The sequence below is a fragment of the Archangium violaceum genome (assembly GCF_016859125.1).
Classification (GTDB): domain Bacteria; phylum Myxococcota; class Myxococcia; order Myxococcales; family Myxococcaceae; genus Archangium; species Archangium violaceum_A.
The window spans coordinates 1,449,213-1,465,505 of the sequence record NZ_CP069338.1 but is presented as its reverse complement, the minus strand read 5'-3'; the positions used below and the strand labels follow the sequence as shown (position 1 = coordinate 1,465,505).

At 70.9% G+C, this 16,293-nt stretch carries 11 protein-coding genes; 7 read left to right on the top strand and 4 right to left on the bottom strand.

Annotation, left to right across the window (positions count from 1 at the left end):
• Positions 1–23 precede the first annotated feature (23 nt).
• The 4 genes from JQX13_RS06190 to JQX13_RS06175 form a co-directional block, all read right to left on the bottom strand.
• Entirely contained in the window at positions 24–1,559 is a 1,536-nt protein-coding gene (locus JQX13_RS06190; protein WP_203408138.1) for an Hsp70 family protein, read from the bottom strand.
• 84 nt (positions 1,560–1,643) lie between these two features.
• Positions 1,644–2,999 (bottom strand): RagB/SusD family nutrient uptake outer membrane protein, encoded by a 1,356-nt coding sequence (locus JQX13_RS06185; RefSeq protein WP_203408137.1) that lies wholly within the window; start codon positions 2,997–2,999, stop codon positions 1,644–1,646.
• Between the two features lie 19 nt (positions 3,000–3,018).
• Entirely contained in the window at positions 3,019–6,021 is a 3,003-nt protein-coding gene (locus tag JQX13_RS06180; protein ID WP_203408136.1) for a SusC/RagA family TonB-linked outer membrane protein, read from the bottom strand.
• A 516-nt stretch (positions 6,022–6,537) separates the two neighbouring features.
• On the bottom strand, positions 6,538–6,795 hold the full coding sequence (locus JQX13_RS06175; protein WP_203408135.1) for a hypothetical protein: 258 nt from the start codon (positions 6,793–6,795) through the stop codon (positions 6,538–6,540).
• 82 nt (positions 6,796–6,877) lie between these two features.
• Here JQX13_RS06175 and JQX13_RS06170 point away from each other — a divergent pair, with 82 nt between their 5' ends.
• The 7 genes from JQX13_RS06170 to JQX13_RS06140 are packed head-to-tail and all read left to right on the top strand — an operon-like array spanning position 6,878 to position 16,212.
• Positions 6,878–8,266: a hypothetical protein gene (locus JQX13_RS06170; RefSeq protein WP_203408134.1), complete on the top strand. Its 1,389-nt coding sequence runs from the start codon at positions 6,878–6,880 to the stop codon at positions 8,264–8,266.
• Between the two features lie 14 nt (positions 8,267–8,280).
• The gene (locus JQX13_RS06165; protein ID WP_203408133.1) at positions 8,281–9,276 is read left to right on the top strand and encodes an AAA family ATPase; all 996 of its coding nucleotides are present in this window, start codon (positions 8,281–8,283) and stop codon (positions 9,274–9,276) included.
• Positions 9,269–11,134 carry a hypothetical protein gene (locus JQX13_RS06160; protein WP_203408132.1) on the top strand — a complete coding sequence of 622 codons (1,866 nt, stop codon included), beginning with the start codon at positions 9,269–9,271 and terminating at the stop codon, positions 11,132–11,134. The genes JQX13_RS06165 and JQX13_RS06160 overlap by 8 nt, the downstream gene beginning before the upstream one ends.
• Positions 11,131–12,117 (top strand): ABC transporter ATP-binding protein, encoded by a 987-nt coding sequence (locus tag JQX13_RS06155; RefSeq protein ID WP_203408131.1) that lies wholly within the window; start codon positions 11,131–11,133, stop codon positions 12,115–12,117. Before JQX13_RS06160 ends, JQX13_RS06155 begins: the two co-directional genes overlap by 4 nt.
• Positions 12,114–13,619: an ABC transporter permease gene (locus JQX13_RS06150; RefSeq protein WP_239014577.1), complete on the top strand. Its 1,506-nt coding sequence runs from the start codon at positions 12,114–12,116 to the stop codon at positions 13,617–13,619. Before JQX13_RS06155 ends, JQX13_RS06150 begins: the two co-directional genes overlap by 4 nt.
• Entirely contained in the window at positions 13,616–14,482 is an 867-nt protein-coding gene (locus tag JQX13_RS06145; RefSeq protein WP_203408130.1) for a DUF58 domain-containing protein, read from the top strand. Before JQX13_RS06150 ends, JQX13_RS06145 begins: the two co-directional genes overlap by 4 nt.
• Positions 14,479–16,212 carry a vWA domain-containing protein gene (locus JQX13_RS06140; RefSeq protein WP_203408129.1) on the top strand — a complete coding sequence of 578 codons (1,734 nt, stop codon included), beginning with the start codon at positions 14,479–14,481 and terminating at the stop codon, positions 16,210–16,212. The genes JQX13_RS06145 and JQX13_RS06140 overlap by 4 nt, the downstream gene beginning before the upstream one ends.
• Positions 16,213–16,293: the final 81 nt, after the last annotated feature.

Sequence of the window (16,293 nt, the reverse complement as noted above, 5' to 3'; positions counted from 1 at the left end):
CCCCGCCCCGGAGCCGTGGCCCGTCAGGAGGCCGCGGCCCGGGGCACTCTCATTTGAGGCCTGGCATCCGCGATGGGAGCGGGGAAGAGGCGGCCGTCGGGCGCGACGAGGAAGGCCTCGAGCACGAAGTCCTGTCCCATGTGCAGCTCGAGCCGGGGAGGGCCGCCGCGGCCGGTGCGCCACTCGGGGCCCACCTGAAGGGTGCCGAGGATTTCGCGGTCCACGCTGGTGGTGTCCAGCGACTCGAAGACGAGCACGGGGACGGGCGTGGTGCCCGGAGGCAGACCCACGAGGGACACGGCCTTGCGGCAGGGCACGGGGGTGTTGGCGGGGATGACCTCGTGCGTGGCGCCGCCGGGGAGCATGACGCTCAGGGGCATGGGCACCACGTCCATCAACCCGGTGCCGCCGGGCCGCGACAGGTTGCGGCCGAGGATGGCGGCGCCCACGGCCACGCCCAGCTCCGGGTGCACGTCCTTCTCCGAGGAGAAGCGGCGGAAGTGCGAGAGGCGCTCGCGCAGGGCGGGCATGCGCGTCTGGCCGCCCACCAGCACCAGCTCATCCACCTGGGCCGCCTTCAGGCCCGCGCGCTCCAGCACGTCGTCGCACGCGGACACGGTGCGATCGATGAGCCGGGAGGTCATCTCCTCCAGCCGCTTGCGGGTGAGGCGGAACTGGAAGTCCAGGAAGCCGCCGTCCGACCCCTGCGCGATGCAGGGCACGCGCATGTCCGCCACCTCGGCCCGGGAGAGTTGAATCTTCACCGACTCGGCGGCGAAGACGAGCCGCTGCATGACGACCTTGTTGCCGCGCAGCTCCACGCCGTGTTGCTGGCGGAACTCCTCCACCAGGTGCTCGACGATGCACTCGTCGAAGTTGGCGCCGCCGAGGAAGGCGTCGCCGCCGGTGGCCATCACCTTCACCACCCGGTTGCGCACGGACATGAGCGTGGCGTCGAAGGTGCCGCCGCCCAGGTCGAACACCATCACCGTCTGCTCGGGGCTGCGCAGGTTGGCGTAGTAGAGCGCCGCGGCGGTGGGCTCGTTGATGATGGCGCGCACCTTCAGGCCGGCGCGCTCGGCCGCGTGGCGCACCGCCTCGCGCTGGCGGATGCTTGCGTGGGCCGGCACGGTGAGCACGCACTCGGTGAAGGGCTCGCCCGCGGCGTGGTTGGCCAGCGTGAGCACCTGCCGGATGATGAACCAGGCCACCTCGTTGAGCGGCGCCACCCGGCCATACACCTTCACGGCGCAGTAGCCATCCGGGCCCTCCATCAGGTTGAAGGCGAAGCGCTCGCGGTGCCGCTGGACGAACTCGGACTGGTAGCGCCGGCCGAGGAAGCGCTTGGTGCCGAAGAGGGTGTGGCGCGGATCGTCGATGATCTGCCGGCGCGCGGCGAGGCCGACGAGGGCCTTGTCCGTGGAGTGGTACCAGGCCACGGACGGGAGGATGAAGTTCTTCTCCGAGATGGGGACGAGCCTGAGCTTGCCCTGACGGTCGAAGAACGCCGCCGCCGTGTTGGTCGTGCCGAAGTCGATGCCGAGGATGGGGCCGCTCATGGGGGCCCCAGTGTACCCCGACCCGGAGTGCGGGAGCGGAACCCGGGATGGCCCCGCTCCCGTCACCGGGGAACGACGAGGGGACTACTGACGCGCGTCCGTCTCGGACTTCGGGATGGGGAAGTGATCGTGGACGGTGAAGTCCATGCCCGCGGGATCCTCCTGGCGCAGCTCCTCCAGCTTTCCGTAGCGGCGCATGTCGATCCACCGGTGCCCGCCCTCGAAGAGCAGCGAGTAGCGGCGCTGGTAGAGCAGCTCGGAGATGGCGGCGTCGCCACTCAGCGCCTCTTCCACCCGGGGAATGTTGCCCGAGCGCGTCCGGATGATGTTGAGGTCTTCATTGGCGGCCGCGTACTGCTCCAGCCGGATGCGGGCCTCGGCGCGCAGGAGGATGAGCTCCTCGTTGCGGATGATGGGGATGGGCGCGGTGTCCGACTTGTACTGGGTGAAGGCCAGATTGAACACCGACTGGGCGCCCGGCATCTCGCCCGTCTTGGTCGTCACGGCCACCTTGCGCTGCACGCGGGCGTCGGGTGTGGTGTCATCCGCCTGCTTGCGCGCGTCCGCCACGAGGCTGGGGTTGGCGTAGATGTTGGGGCCGTTGAGCGTGTTCTTCACGTCACCGGAGCCGGTGCCGAAGGCGTGGTACACGCCCAGGTCGAACGAGGCCGCCTCATCGAGGAACGACTCGTCCAGGTCGGCCAGCGCCCCGCTCCAGTCCTCGCGGTACACGTCCACCCGCGCCTTCAGCGCGCGGTTGAACTCGAGGAAGCTGGCGGGCGTGTCGAATCCCCTGAAGCCGCTGCTGAGCGGGAAGGGGAAGGCGTTCCCGCCGGCCTGCAGGTGCGCCTTGGCCTCGTCGAGCAGCCTGGCGATGTGGCTGTACACCTCCTCCTTCGTCACGATGGGGGCCAGCTCGCTGCCGAAGGGGCGGTTCACGTCGATGGGCGCGCCCGCCTTGTCCCGGGTGGTGATGATGACCAGGAAGTCCAGCGCCTGGATCGTCTTCGCGAAGCCACGGATGGCGTTCTTCTCGGCTTCGCTCACCCCGTCCACCTTCTCCAGGGCGTTGAGCAGGGTGTTGGCGTTGCGGATGTTGGCGTAGGGGGCGTTCCAGAAGTTGCCGCCGAAGGCGGGGCTCCCCCCGTTCAACCCGGGCCCCTGCAACATCTCGCCGATGTAGCGGGGATCCGCCGAGTCCAGCACGACGCCCTCGCGCCCGAGCACGCCCAGGAGGGCCACGTACCCGTTCTGGTTGGACATGACCGCGCGCGTCCCGATGAGCAGGCCCGTGGCCGAGTTGATCACGGCCGTGCGCGTCGGGGTCTCCTCGAACGACTCGAAGCTGGGGTTGTTCAGGTCGGGAACCGTCAGGTCTCCGCAGCCGCCGAGCCCCACGGTGGCGCACAGCGCCAGGACCACCTTCTTCATGTTCTTCATGTCGCGAATCCTCATGGTCCTAGAACCCCACGTCGAGCGACGTCCAGAAGCTACGGCTGGGCGGGAAGGGGGCCACATCGACGTTGCGGGTGATGGCCTGGTTGCCGAAGTTGCTCACCTCGGGGTCCAGCCCCGAGTAGTTGGTGAAGGTCAGCAGGTTGCGGCCGCTGATGCTGAGGCGGGCCGTCTTCGCCGCGGGAATCTTCTCCAGCCACTGCTGGGGCAGGTTGTAGCTGAGCGTCACCTCACGCAGCTTGAGGAACGTGGCGTCCTCCACGTACACGGAGGCGTCGGTCAGCCACGCTTGCTGCCGCTCGAGACCGCGCTCGTAGTCCACCGAGTTCTTGTTGCCGTCGTAGAGGAAGCGGGTCAGGTTGATGATGTCGCTGCCCTGCTGCCAGTCGAGCAGGAAGGACAGGCTGAGGTCCTTGTACTTCACCACGTTGGAGAAGCCCACGCGGAAGTCCGGCTCCGTGTCTCCGATCTTCCTGAGCTCCAGGCCGTTCTCCGTCATCACGTCGCCGACGATCTGCGTGGCGCTGGAGCCCTCCTCGAGGCGGAACTCGCCCAGGCTGGTGCCGAAGACGGGGACGTTGAAGGGGCCGTCGGGCAGCGAGATGACCGTGCTGCGGTTGAGGGTGAAGGTGGCGTTGGAGGTCCACTCCCAGTCGGTGTTGCGCACCGGGGTGACCTGGAGCATCGCCTCGATGCCGCGGTTGCGCAGCTCGCCGCCGTTCGTGTACTCGGTGGTGAAGCCGGTGGAGCCGGGCAGGGTCCGCTGCAGCAGCAGGTCGGAGATGTTGCGCTGGTAGACGGTGAGCTCCACCACGGCGTTGCCGTTGAAGAGCATCGCGTCCACGCCGGCCTCGAACTCACGCTGGCGCTCGGGGTGGATGTCCTTGGAGCCGGCCACGCCGGTACCGATGATGGCGGGCAGGCCCTCGATGTTGTTGTTGGAGGCCAGGGACGTGTACTTCTGGATGTACGTGGGCCGGTTGCCCGTCTCACCGTACGCCAGGCGCACCTTGAACTCGTTCACCGCCGGGTGGAAGGGCTGGAGGCGGTAGGCGGTGGCGAGCTTGGGGAAGAAGAAGAGCTTGTTGGGGTCTCCGTTGGCACTGCTCTGCTCGCCACGCACGGCGCCCACGAGGGTGAGGCGCTCGTCGAGCATCAGCATCTCCTCCTGGAGGTAGAAGCCGCGGTCGCGCAGCATCTGCCGGTTCTGGAGCACCCGGAGCTGCGTGCCGGAGCTCACGTTCTCCTGGTCGGCGATCTGCCCGCTGCTCTTGACGTAGAGCGTGTCCAGGCCGCTCTGCTCGTACTGGAAGCCGGCGGAGGTGGTGGCGTTCACGATGCCACTTTGGGGCCGGTAGTTGTGCACCAGGTTCACGCCGGTGTTGAGGTTGAGGACCTCGCTGGTGGCGAAGAGCGAGGTGCCCGGCAGGTTGTCCAGCGGCAGCTCGAAGGCGAGCGTGCTGGGCGAGAACAGCTTGTTCTTCTGCTGGAAGCGGTCCACGCCGAGGTTGGCGAGCACCTTGAAGCTCTGCGTCTCGCTCTTGTACGCGGTCCACGTCGCGTCGGCCGAGCCCAGCAGGCGCCACACGTCCTCGTCGTTCTGCATGAGGGCGGCCGTCTGCAGCGGGTTGGCCCGGCTGGAGACGAAGGGGTTGGCGGGGTAGATGCCGTCCTGGGCGCGCAGGTCGACGAAGTTGGGCGTCGACGCCAGCGCCATGTAGTAGGTGATGTTGGTGTTGTCGTTGTTGGTGAGGCCGCGGTTGCCCAGCGTGTGGACGAGGTTGGCGTTGGCGTTCACCTCGATGTCGCTGCCCAGCTTCTGCCCCAGGTTGAGGCGGAAGGACTGCTTCTGGTAGCCGGTGTTCTCGATGATGCCCTTGTCGTCCTTCACCATGGCCGAGGCGAAGTAGCGGGTGTCCCCGGCGGTGCCGCTCACGCTGGCGAGCGTCTCGTAGGACAGATCCCTGCGGCCGGCCAGCAGCTTCTCCTGATCGAAGGTCTTGCCGGTCCAGTACTGGGCCGCCACCTCCTCGCCATAGCGCTCCACCACCTCCTCGCGCGTCCTGAAGACGCGTGAGCCGAGCGTGTTGGAGAGCGAGTACATGCCCACGCGCTGGGTGACGTCCACCTTGGGGGCGCCCGCCTTGCCCTTCTTGGTGGTGATGATGACCACGCCGTTGCTGGCCTTGGAGCCGTAGATGGCGGCCGCGGACGCGCCCTTGAGGACCTCGATGCTCTCGATGTCGTTGGGGTTGAGGTCCGCGATGCGGTTGACCTGGTTGTCCTGGGTGGCCGAGGGGTTGGAGCCCCGCACCGACTCGGTCAGCTGGTAGACGCCGGAGGCGATGGCCACGTCGCTGATGATGACGCCGTCCACCACGTAGAGCGGTGCGGACGAGCCGTTGATGGTGGAGACGCCGCGCAGCTTCAGCTGCATGCCGCCACCCGGAGCGCCCGAGTTGCTCTGGATGTTGGCGCCGGCCACCTTGCCCTGCAGCGCCTGGTCCACCGTGGCGGCCGGAGCGCGGTTGAGCTCCTCGGTGTTCACGGAAGCCACCGAGTTGGCCAGGTTCTTGCGGGCCAGCTCACTGGCGCGGCCCACCACCACCATTTCCTCCACGAAGGTCGCGTCCAGCGACACCGTCACGTCGTTGCGGTTGGCGCCGACGGTGACCTCGCGCTCCTTGTGGTCCTGGCTGGAGAAGAGCAGCGTCACCGGGCCCTTGGGGACGTCCAGGGTGAAGGTGCCGTCGAGCTCCGTCTCCACTCCCTTGGTGGTGCCCTTGATGATGACGCGCGTGAGCGGCAGCCCATCGTTCGTCAGCGCGTCCAGCACCTTGCCGGTGATCTTGCGCGTGTTGGCCGGCGCGGGAATCACCGTGGCCGCTGGCTGTTCGGCGGGCGCCGCCTCGGGCTGCGGCGCCGCCGTGCCCTGCTCCTGCGCCCTGGCTTCGACGGAAAGGAGCGCGAGTGCGCACCCCGAAATCAACGCCTGTTTCAGCGTCATTCGCTCTTCACCTCGGTATTGCGGATGGAGCGGCCCCCTGTCTTCAGGCCGCCGTTGACTGCCAATCGTGTGTGGGGCCGGGGCGTACAGTCAATCCCGCTAACTATTGGGAAAAGTGTGTATACTGGGGTCTGTCTTTCCGATGGAGCGGCAATTTTGGAGTGCGAGTCGTTAGATGCCGCGACCGAGCCTGCTCTCGGGGATGTTGCTGGACCAGGCGATCGGGCAGGCGAGCGACAGGCCGCGGGCCGACGCTGAGCCACCTGCCTGGAAACAATCTTTGCTTTTCATGGCTGGCGGGCGGGCTGGCGGAGCAGCGAAACCCGAGCGCACCGCGGGTTGGCGCCGCGCTGTCTGACTCCATCTTTCGTCTGTCTCAGCTCATCAGGCGCGGCAGGCCCGGGCGGAGGTCCAGCAATCCCAGCAGCAGGCCGCCCAGCAGCAGGAGCAGATGGCGCGGACCCAGCAGCAGACGGCCGAGCAGCGGACGCAGCAGCGGCAGCAGATGGTGACGGGTCAGGTGGTGAGCTCGAGCCCGGATGAGTTGCTGCTCAGCAGCTCGGGGCTCCGGAGCAGGCGCAGATCCGCCTGCAGGCCAACGAGCAGACGCAGGTGATGGTGAACGGCCATCAGGGGTCGCTCGCCGACATTCCCAAGGGGAGCCAGGTGCGTGCCTCGTACCAGGACCTGGGCGGCAGCCAGGGCGGGGCGCTCCAGCAGTAGCGCGAGCGACGCCGCGACAGGACGAGAGGTCCACGGGGCTCCGGTCTTCATGAAGACCGGGGCCTTCGTCGTTCGAAGGGGCGGGCCTTCGGCTTGTGGAGAGACGTCCGAGTGTCCGAGACTCGGGGCGTCCATGCCCGCAAGTGACGAACGCCGTCTACAGGCTCTCATCCTCGCGCCTGTCCGGCGCGTGCGGCGGCGCCTCAATGCCGTCATCTGGACCGAGGCCGGCGTGGCTCCCGTGTGGGCCGCCGCCACGGGATGCGTACTGACCCGGCTGATGGCGAGGGACGCCGCCCCCTGGGTGCTCCCGGTGCCGCTGCTCGCCGCGGGGGCCTGGTGGTTCGTCCGGGCCCGCGCCCGGGGCGTGTCCTTGATGCATGCGGCGGTGCTGGCGGACCGCTCGGCCGGCGCCGGCGGGCTGCTGCTCACCCGGCTGGAGCGCCCCGTGGGTGAGTGGGAGCTCGCCGCCAACCAATATGCCCGCGCCGTGACGCCACCCCCGGTGCAATGGAAGCGCCCGGTGGGGGCGCTGCTCGCGGCGCTCGCCTTCCTCACGGTGGGCTTCCTCCTGCCGCTGCCCGCGCGCCAGGTGCGCCCCGCCAACGCGGCCGCCGCGGCGAAGGTGGCCTCCGTGCAGGCCAAGGCCGAGGCCCTCGCTCGTGAGGAGCCGCTGGGCTCCCCCCTGGAAGAGGAGCTGCGTCGGTTGTCCGAGGAGGTGGCCGAGGGACGCTTCGACGCCGCCGACTGGGAGGCCGCCGATGGCCTGGAGAAGTCGCTCGAGGCCCGCGCCGCGAAGGCCGCCGCCGAGCTGGCCTCCGCGTCCGAGGCCGCGCGGGAGTTGGAGGAGTCGCTGGATGCCGCCGCCGGAGCCGAGGCCGCCGCCCGGGAGCGCGAGGCGCTCGAGAGCGCGTTGATGGCCCTGGGCCACGACAACGCCACCTCCCCATCCCAGCGGGGCCAGGATGGAGACGACCCGTCGGGGACCGGGAGCGGTGGCGCGGGGGCGGGGGATGGCGGCACCGGCTCCGGGCAGGCGAGGCAAGGGGGCTCCGGCCGGAGTGGCCCGCGCTCCCGTGACGAGGTGGCCCAGCTGCGCGAGACGCTCGAGCGCCGTCAGCGCGAGCTGGAGCAGCGCTTCGGCCAGGGCGCCGGACGCAACGGCTCGCGCGACGCTCAGGGCCAGGGTCCGGGACAGCCGGGCGGCCATGTGAGCCGTCAGGTGGGGAAGGGCGGCGCGGGGCCCGGGCGTGGCGGGGAGAGTCAGCCGCTCGTCTTCGGCGACAAGGCGGAGATGGATCCGGAGCGGCTCGCCTTCAAACCGCTGCCCGAGGGCCATGGCGGTGAGGCGCAGGGACTCTGGGGCCTGAAGTCCGCGGACCCGGAGAAGCGCGAGGGCGGTGGAGGCGGCGGCGGGCAGGGGACGAGCGCCCGGGGCGACGCGGAGGCGGGACATTCCGCGGGGCCTCTGCTGCCCCGCAACCGGGAGCTGGTGAAGCGGTATTTCGGGGGGGAACCCTAGGAGAGGAGTCGGCTGTGTCGGAACTGTTGAGCCCCGCCGAGGTACAGGGGGCGGCGGAGAAGGTGGCTCAGCTCCAGAAGGGGCTGAACCAGGTGCTGCTCGACCAGACGCAGGTGGTGGAGCAGGTGGCGGCGGCGGTGCTCGCGCGAGGCCACGTGCTGCTCGAGGGCCTGCCGGGTCTCGGCAAGACGGAGTTGTGCAAGGCGCTCGCGCGGCTGCTCGGGCTGCCCTTCCGCCGCATCCAGTTCACCCCGGACCTGCTGCCCGGCGACATCACCGGCACCTACGTCCTCGAGGGCGAGGGCCGCCGCGACTTCACCTTCCGCGAGGGGCCCCTCTTCGCCAACGTGGTGCTCGCGGACGAAATCAACCGCTCCAGCCCCAAGACACAGGCCGCGCTGCTGGAGGCCATGCAGGAGCGCGGCGTCACGGTGCTCGGCCAGACGCGCCCGCTGCCCGAGCCCTTCTTCGTGCTCGCCACCCAGAACCCCATCGAGCTGGAGGGCACCTACCCCCTGCCCGAGGCGCAGCTCGACCGCTTCCTCTTCCGCGTCCAGGTGCCGCCCGTGGGCGCGAAGACGCTCACCACCCTGCTCACCACGCGCGTGCGCGGCACCCCGCCCGTGCTGCCGCCCGCCACGGACGCCGAGGGGCTCGCCTCCCTCTTCGCCGCGGTGGACCGGGTGCACCTGCCCGTGCCGGTGGCGGACTTCATCGGACGGCTGGTGGAGGCGAGTGATCCACGCGGCCCGGGCGCGCCGGAGCCGGTGCGTCGCTTCGTGCGTTACGGGGCCAGCCCTCGCGCGGCACTGGCGTTGGCCGCCGCCGGACGGGCGCTCGCGTTGATGCGGGGCAAGCCCAACGTGGGCTTCGACGAGGTGGTGGCCGCCGCTCCCGCCGTCCTCAACCACCGGCTGGTGCTCGCCTACGAGGCCTCGCTGGAGAAGGTGGGGACGATGGACGTGGTGCGCGCCCTGCTCCAGGCCGTCCCCGAGGTGCCTCGTGCGTGAGCGCCTGACCCCCGTGCTCCTCGCGCTCCTCCTATGCGCGGCGAGCCCCGTGCGGGCGGAAGCCCCGCTCCCCCCGCCTCCCGCTCCCGCCCAGGCCGAGGTGGCTCCGACGGAGGAGGCGGAGCTCGCGGAGGTTGAGGCGGACAGCGAAGTGCGCGGGGAGGACTACGAGGAGGAGAGGGTCCGTGGTTACGACGAGGTGCAGAGCCAGCCGGAGAACGCGACGGAGGGAGACCTGCGCGTCTCCGTGAGCACCGCCGTGCTGCGCCCCCCGCGTGGCTATGCCCCGCTGGAGGTGGTGCTCCACAACCAGGGCTCCACGCCTCGCGTCGCGCGCGTCGACGTCGAGACCACCGGGAGGGGTCGCGGCGAAGTCGCCTCGCGGCAGGTGGAGGTCGGCCCCCGTCAGCGGCTCTCCGTCTGGCTGCCCATTCCGGTCGCCGCCCGCGGCGGCATCGTGCGCGTGCTCACTCCGGGACTCTCCCTGCGCGCCTTCTCCTTCTACACGGTGGAACCCGGGGGGGACCCGGTGCTGGTGTTGGGCTCGGAGCGGGCCTTCCAGTCCGGCACCCGTCTCCCCCGTGTGAAGACTCACTCGCGGCTGTCGGTCCAATTCGTCGCGCCGGAGGCCGCGCCACGCGAGCTCGCCTTGTACGCGGGCCACTCCCTGGTGGTGGTGGCCGGGGACGTCACCTCCCTCCCAGCGGACACCTGGAGCGCGCTCGAGGCCTATGCCTCCACCGGCGGATTCCTGGTCCTCCTCCACCCACCGCGAGACGTGGACGTGCGCCTGCCCCTGCTCGCTGGCACCACCTCGGGCGGCGTGCACCCCTATGGTTTTGGCCAGGTGCGGCTGTGCGGCGCGGCGGACGCGTGTGGCTCCGCGCTGCTCTCCGACGCGGATGCCACGAACAAACCGACCTGGAGCGAGACGGGCGGCGGCACCCCCATCGAGGGCATCATCCTCCCCGCCGCGCCGGCGCCGAGCTGGCAGCGCAACACCTATATGCTGGCCGGTGGCGCGCAGCCGCTGCTGCCTGGAGTCCAGGCGCCCGTGGGCCGCTTCCTCTTCCTCATCACCCTCTTCGTCCTGGCGGTGGGGCCCGGGGGGCTCGCGCTCGCCCGGCGCAAGGGGCCGGTGGCGCTGCTCATCGCCGTGCCCTCCGTGGCGTTCGTCACGTGCCTGTCCCTCGTCGTCTGGTCCGTGTTCGTGGATGGCTTCTCCCTTCATGCCTCTCGCTACAGCCTCATCTGGCTGGATAGGGATGGGGATCGGGCCGTGATGGTCGGCCTCGGGAGCTACTACGCCAACCTGGAACCGGAGGGCTTCCACGTGCCCGCCCTGGCCACGCTCCTGGGGCCAGACGTGGCCTGGGAGCCGCAGGTCGTGGAGGCGGACTGGACGAATGGCATGGCGGTGACGGGCGGCTTCCTGTCCTCGCGCACCTATCGCGAGTGGGGGGAGCTGGCGGTGCTTCCCTCTCGGGCCCGGCTCACCGTGCGGCGCGAGGGTGAGGGGCTGCGCGTCCAGAACGCGCTCGGCGCGCCGCTCGCGGAGGGGTACGTGCGGCTCGACGGCAAGGTGTGGTCGCTGCCGGCGCTCGCCGATGGCGCGGAGGGGGTGCTCACTCCCATACCCGATTCCGCCTCCCGGAAGACGGCCCTGCGGCTCTCGCTCTTCTCCGAGCACGTGGAGAACCGCTTCATCAACGTGCCCTGGGCCGAGCTCGACAAGCCGCTGCCAGAGGGCGGCTTCCTCGCGAGGCTGGAGGGTCCAGGCCTGATGCCCACGGCGGTGCTCCCGGTGGAGCTGCACGAGGGCCTTCATCTCATGAGGGGAAGGGTGGACGGACCATGAGCCTGTTGGAGGTGAAGGGGCTGCGGCGCGACTACGGCGCCCTGCGCGCGGTGGACGACGTGTCCTTCGAGCTGGAGGCGGGCACCATCCTGGGCTTCATCGGTCCCAACGGTGCCGGCAAGAGCACCACCATGCGCATCATCGCCACCCTGGACACGCCCACCGCGGGCCAGGTGACGCTGGACGGGCACTCGCTCGTGGACGCCCCGGACAAGGCGCGGCCGCTCATTGGCTACATGCCGGACCGCTATGGCACCTACGACGATGTCACCGTGCTCGAGTTCCTCGACTTCTTCGCGCGCGCCTATGGCCTCCAGGGCCAGGCCCGGACGAAGCGCGTGGCCTCGGTCATGGAGTTCACCGGGTTGCTCCCGCTCCAGGACAAGCTCACCAGTGCGCTCTCCAAGGGGATGAAGCAGCGCGTGGCGCTCGGGCGCACGCTGCTGCACGATCCGAAGCTGCTCATCCTCGACGAGCCGGCGGACGGCCTGGACCCACGTGCCCGGATCGAATTGCGCGAGCTGTTGCGCGCGCTCGCGGACCAGGGCAAGGCGGTGCTCATCTCCAGCCACATCCTCACCGAGCTGGCCGAGATCTGTGACACCTGCGCCATCATCGAGCAGGGTCGGCTGTTGGCCACGGGCAAGGTGGCGGACCTGCTCGCCCAGGCCGCTGGAGCGTCGGTGGTGGAGTTGATGGTGCGCCTCTTCCCGGGAGAGGAGGGCGAGGCGGTGTGGGCCCGCGCCGAGCGGCTGTTGTTGGAGCAACCCGGGGTGAGTCAGGTGGCCCGCGAGGGTGAAGCGTTGCGAGTCCGGCTGGAGCCCCGGGAGGAGGGAACGGCCTCCAGCAACCAGGCGGACGCGGTGGCGGCGCGGCTGCTGGCGGTACTGGTGGGGGCGGGCGTGCCCGTGTGCGCCTTCAGCCACCGCGAGCGCAACCTGGAGGATGCCTTCATGCACGTGACGAAGGGGAGGGTGGCGTGAGCGCGACGGTCACGGAGAGCGCGGGCACCGCTGCGCGCGAGGAGGCCCGGCCCGGGTTGTTGGAGCGGCTGGGAGACAGGCTCAACCCTCTCGTGGTGAAGGAGGTCCGCCAGGGCGTCCGCTCCCGCGTCTTCTGGGTGAGCTTCGGGTTGATGTTGCTGGCCTGCCTCATCCTGTCGATGGTGGCCTACGTCACCTCTCTGCGCGCGAGCCTCAGCAGCCAGGGACAGGGCTTCTTCTTCGCCTTCTTCGTCTGCCTGGGCGTGGTGCACTTCTTCGTCATCCCCTACAGCGCCTACCGCTCCCTGGCCCGCGAACGCGAGGACGAGACGTGGGTGCTCCTGCTGCTCACCGGCCTGGGGCCCCGGCGGATTCTTCGCGGCAAGGTGTTCTCCTTCCTGGTGCAGGCCGGGCTCTACGCCTCCGCCGTGGGGCCCTTCCTGCTCTTCAGCTACTACCTCAACGGCATCGACCTGCCGACCATCCTCCTGGTGCTCACGCTGGGCGCCTCCTGGCTCGTCTTCCTCACCGTGGTGGCGGTGGGCGCGGCCACGCTCGCCGACGCGCGCATGGGACGTGCCCTGGTGCACCTCGTCCTGCTGGCCCTGCTCGGCCTGTCGCTGATGTACGCGCTGGTGGCGGCCTACTTCCTCAGCGAGCAGGGCTACCGCGTCGTCACCCGCGACGACGACTTCGTCAAATTCACCATCGGCTTCCTCTGGGCGATGCTCACCTATGGGTGGCTGCTCTTCGAGACGGCCGCCGCCCGGCTGTCGCTGTCCACGGAGAACTACTCCCGGGGCCCACGGCTGGCGTTCGCCCTCCAGGTGCTGCTCTCCGGTGCCCTCCTGTTGGGCTGGTGGCTGGCGGGGGGCCAGTCCATCCACAATGCCCAGGCGGCGAGCTGCGCCGGGTGTCTGTTCCTGTCCCTGACGGGGGTCTTCGTTGCCACGGACGCGGACGGCCAGGCCCGGCCCCTGCGCGCCGCCACCCGGCCCTGGTCCCTGCTGCGTCCGGGGGCGGTGCGCGGCTTCCGGCTCGTCATCCTGCTGTTGCTCTTCTGGACGGGCCTGTGCGTCGCGCTCTACTTCCTGTCCGGGAGCTCGAACAGATTCCCCGATGCCGAGTTCCTCACGGTGCTCGTCGCGCCGGCGTACTCGCTCCTCTTCCTCTCGCTGGCGCTGCTGGTGGGGCGCCTGCCGCGCTCGGACCGGCTCGCCTCTCCGGCGGTGGTGCGCGTCCTCTTCTTCGTGCTGGCGGGACTGGCTGGAGCGCTGCCTCCGCTGCTGGCCGTCCTCTTCGGCCAGAACGCGGAGGACCCGCTCTTCAACCTGCTCAACCCCTTCATCGGCCTGGAGAACTTCAGCGACTACGATTACGACCTGGGCGAGCCGAAGATGACCCCGGGGATGCTCGCCTGTGTGTGGTTGGTGGCCGTGCTCACCGCCTTCGCCGCGGACCGGGCCCTCGTGGAGCGCGAGCGCCGGGCCCACGCCTCATGAGCGCGCACCTGGACTTCGATGAAGCGGAGGTGGCCCGGCTGGCCCCGGGCCTCGTCCTGGCGCTGCCTCGCACACCCCAGCGGGGCAGGACGGGCGAGGTGCGCGCGGCCTCGGCCGGGGCCTCGTTGGAGCTGCACGACTTCCGCACCTACCAGCCGGGAGACGACCTGCGGCAGCTGGACTGGAACGCGGTGGCGCGCACCGGCGAGCTGATCCTTCGCGTACGCCAGGACGAGGTGTCCCCGCGCCTGGAGGTGCTGCTGGACGGCTCGCGCAGCATGGCGTTGTCGCCGCGCAAGGCCGGGTGCGCGCGCGAGCTGGCGCTGCTGGCCACGGAGGTGGGTGCGCGGCAGGGACTCGGCCCCACGTTGCTGGTGGGTGGCTCGCGCCCGGAGCGGGTGCTGGGCCAGGTGTGCCGCTCCGCCCTGCGCGCCGTCTCCTTCGACGCGAGGGATGACCTGTACGCGGCCCTCGGGCGCTTGCCGCCGCTGCGCCCGTGCGGCCTGCGCGTGGTGGTGAGTGACTTCCTCTTCGAGGCCCCGCTGCCGGCACTCGTGTCGCGGCTGGCGCAGGGGGCCTCGGCCCTCTTCCTGGTGCAGGTGCTGGACGCGGAGGACCTCGAGCCCACGGGCGGCGAGGGCGCGCGGCTGGTGGACGCGGAGAGCGGCGCGGCGCTGGAGGAGCTCCTCACGGAAGACGTGCTGGCCGCGTACACGCGACGCTTCGCCGAGCACCAGAAGTCCCTCTCGGCCGCGGCGGCGAGGGCCCGGGCCGCCCACCTGGTGGTCCCCGCGTCCCAGTCCCTGCGCGCGCTGGTGGGAGGTCCGCTGCGGCCCCTCTTCCGCCCGGCGGGGGTGGCATGAGCTTCGGCTTCCCCTGGGGACTGCTGGCGCTGGGCGCGCTCGTGCCGCTGGTGGCGGCGTACTTCCTACGGCGCAAGCAGAAGCCGGTGGTGGTGAGCGCCCTCTTCCTCTGGCGCACGCCCCGTCCCCGCGCCGAGGCAGGCCCGCGCTTCGAGCGCTTCACCCGCGAGGCCTCGCTGCTGCTGGAGATGCTGGCGGTGGTGGCCGCGGCCCTCTTCCTCGCGGACGTGCGGCTGGGCGAGGACACCCGGACGCGGCACCTGGTGCTGGTGGTGGATGGAAGCCTCTCGCTGTCCGCTCGGGGGCCGGACGGACGCCCCGTGCTGGAGAAGGTGCGGGCGGAGGCGGCCCGGCGCGTGGAGGAGGAGAAGGCCTCGCGCGTGACGCTGCTGGCCAGCGGCACGATGCCACGCGTGCTGGCGGGGCCGGAGGCGGAGCCCTCGCGCGCCCTGGCCGCGCTGGAGTCCTTCCGTGCCCTGGGGGCGGACCACGACGTGGCGCCCACCCTGCTGTGGGCCCAGGAGTTGGCGGGCCCGGGCAGGCGCGTGCACTTCTTCACCGACGCCCCTCCCGCGGAAGGACTGGCCGTGCCCCCGGCGGTGCGGTGGACGGCCCTGGGCGCGCCCCGGGACAACGTGGCGCTGCTGTCGGCGTGGCGTCGGGACGAGGGCTCCACGGCCACGGTGACGCTGCGGGTGGCGCGCTTCGGCGTGGGACCCGAGGAGACGGAAGTCCACGCTGTGGCGAGGCCCGGTCCGGGCGCGAAGGAAGGCACCGAGCGGCGCGAGCGGGTGCGGCTGCCCGAGGGGGGCGCGGCCACGCTGCGCTTCACTTTCGAGAACGCGGGCGATGTGGAGGTGTCCCTGCCCACGGACGCGCTGCCCGAGGACGGTGAGGTCCGCCTGCCGCCCGCCCCGGAGCGCCGGGTGCGCGTGGCGCTGGCCGAGGGACTGGACGCGCGGGCGCGCTCGGCGCTGGAGCGCTTCCTCTCGGTGGCGCCCGGGCTGGAGCTGGGCCCCGGTGAGGGGGCGCTCCTCGTGGGCCCCCGGGGCTCGGACGCGCGGGTGACGGTGGGCGCGGGCGGCACCGTGCGCACCTTCGTGGGCCCCTTCTTCGTGGAGAAGGGCCACCCGCTGTTGGATGACGTGCAGCTCGGCGGCGTGCGCTGGGCGGCTGGCGGCGAGGCTCCCCCGGGCCGGCCCCTCATGACGGCGGGGGACGTGGTGCTCCTCTCCGAGGACGAGGGCCGCCTGCACCTCAACGTGGACCTCTCGCGCTCCAACGTGCAGCGCACGCCCGCGTGGCCGGTGCTGCTGGGCAACCTGCTGCGCGAGGTGCGGCGCTCACAGGAGGGCTTCCCCCGGCGGCAGCTCTCGCTCGGCGAGCCCCTGTCGGTGGTGACGCGCTCGGGCGCGCGCTACACGCTGAAGGGCCCTGAAGGAGAGCGCTCCCTCTTCGGCGCGGGCTCCCTGGAGCTGCCACCTCCCGCGGAGCCGGGCCGTTACACGCTCGAGCGGGACGGCGAGCCGGTGGATGTGGTGGAGGTGCTGCCGCTGGATGCCCGCGAGTCGGACCTGCGCGGTCGCGGTGGGGGGGACAGGCCCGCTCAGGCCGGAGTTGGTGACGACGAGGGAGGCGCTCCTTCTGGCCGGGCGCGCTGGCCCTTGCTGGTGCTGCTGGCGGCGCTGCTGGCGGACTTCCATCTCACGCGGCGCACGGAGGTGAAATGAGCGCTCGCCAGGAAGCCGCGGGCCCCGCATATACGACGGCGCCGGCCCCTCGCGAGGACCGGCGCCGGCGTGAAGGGAACG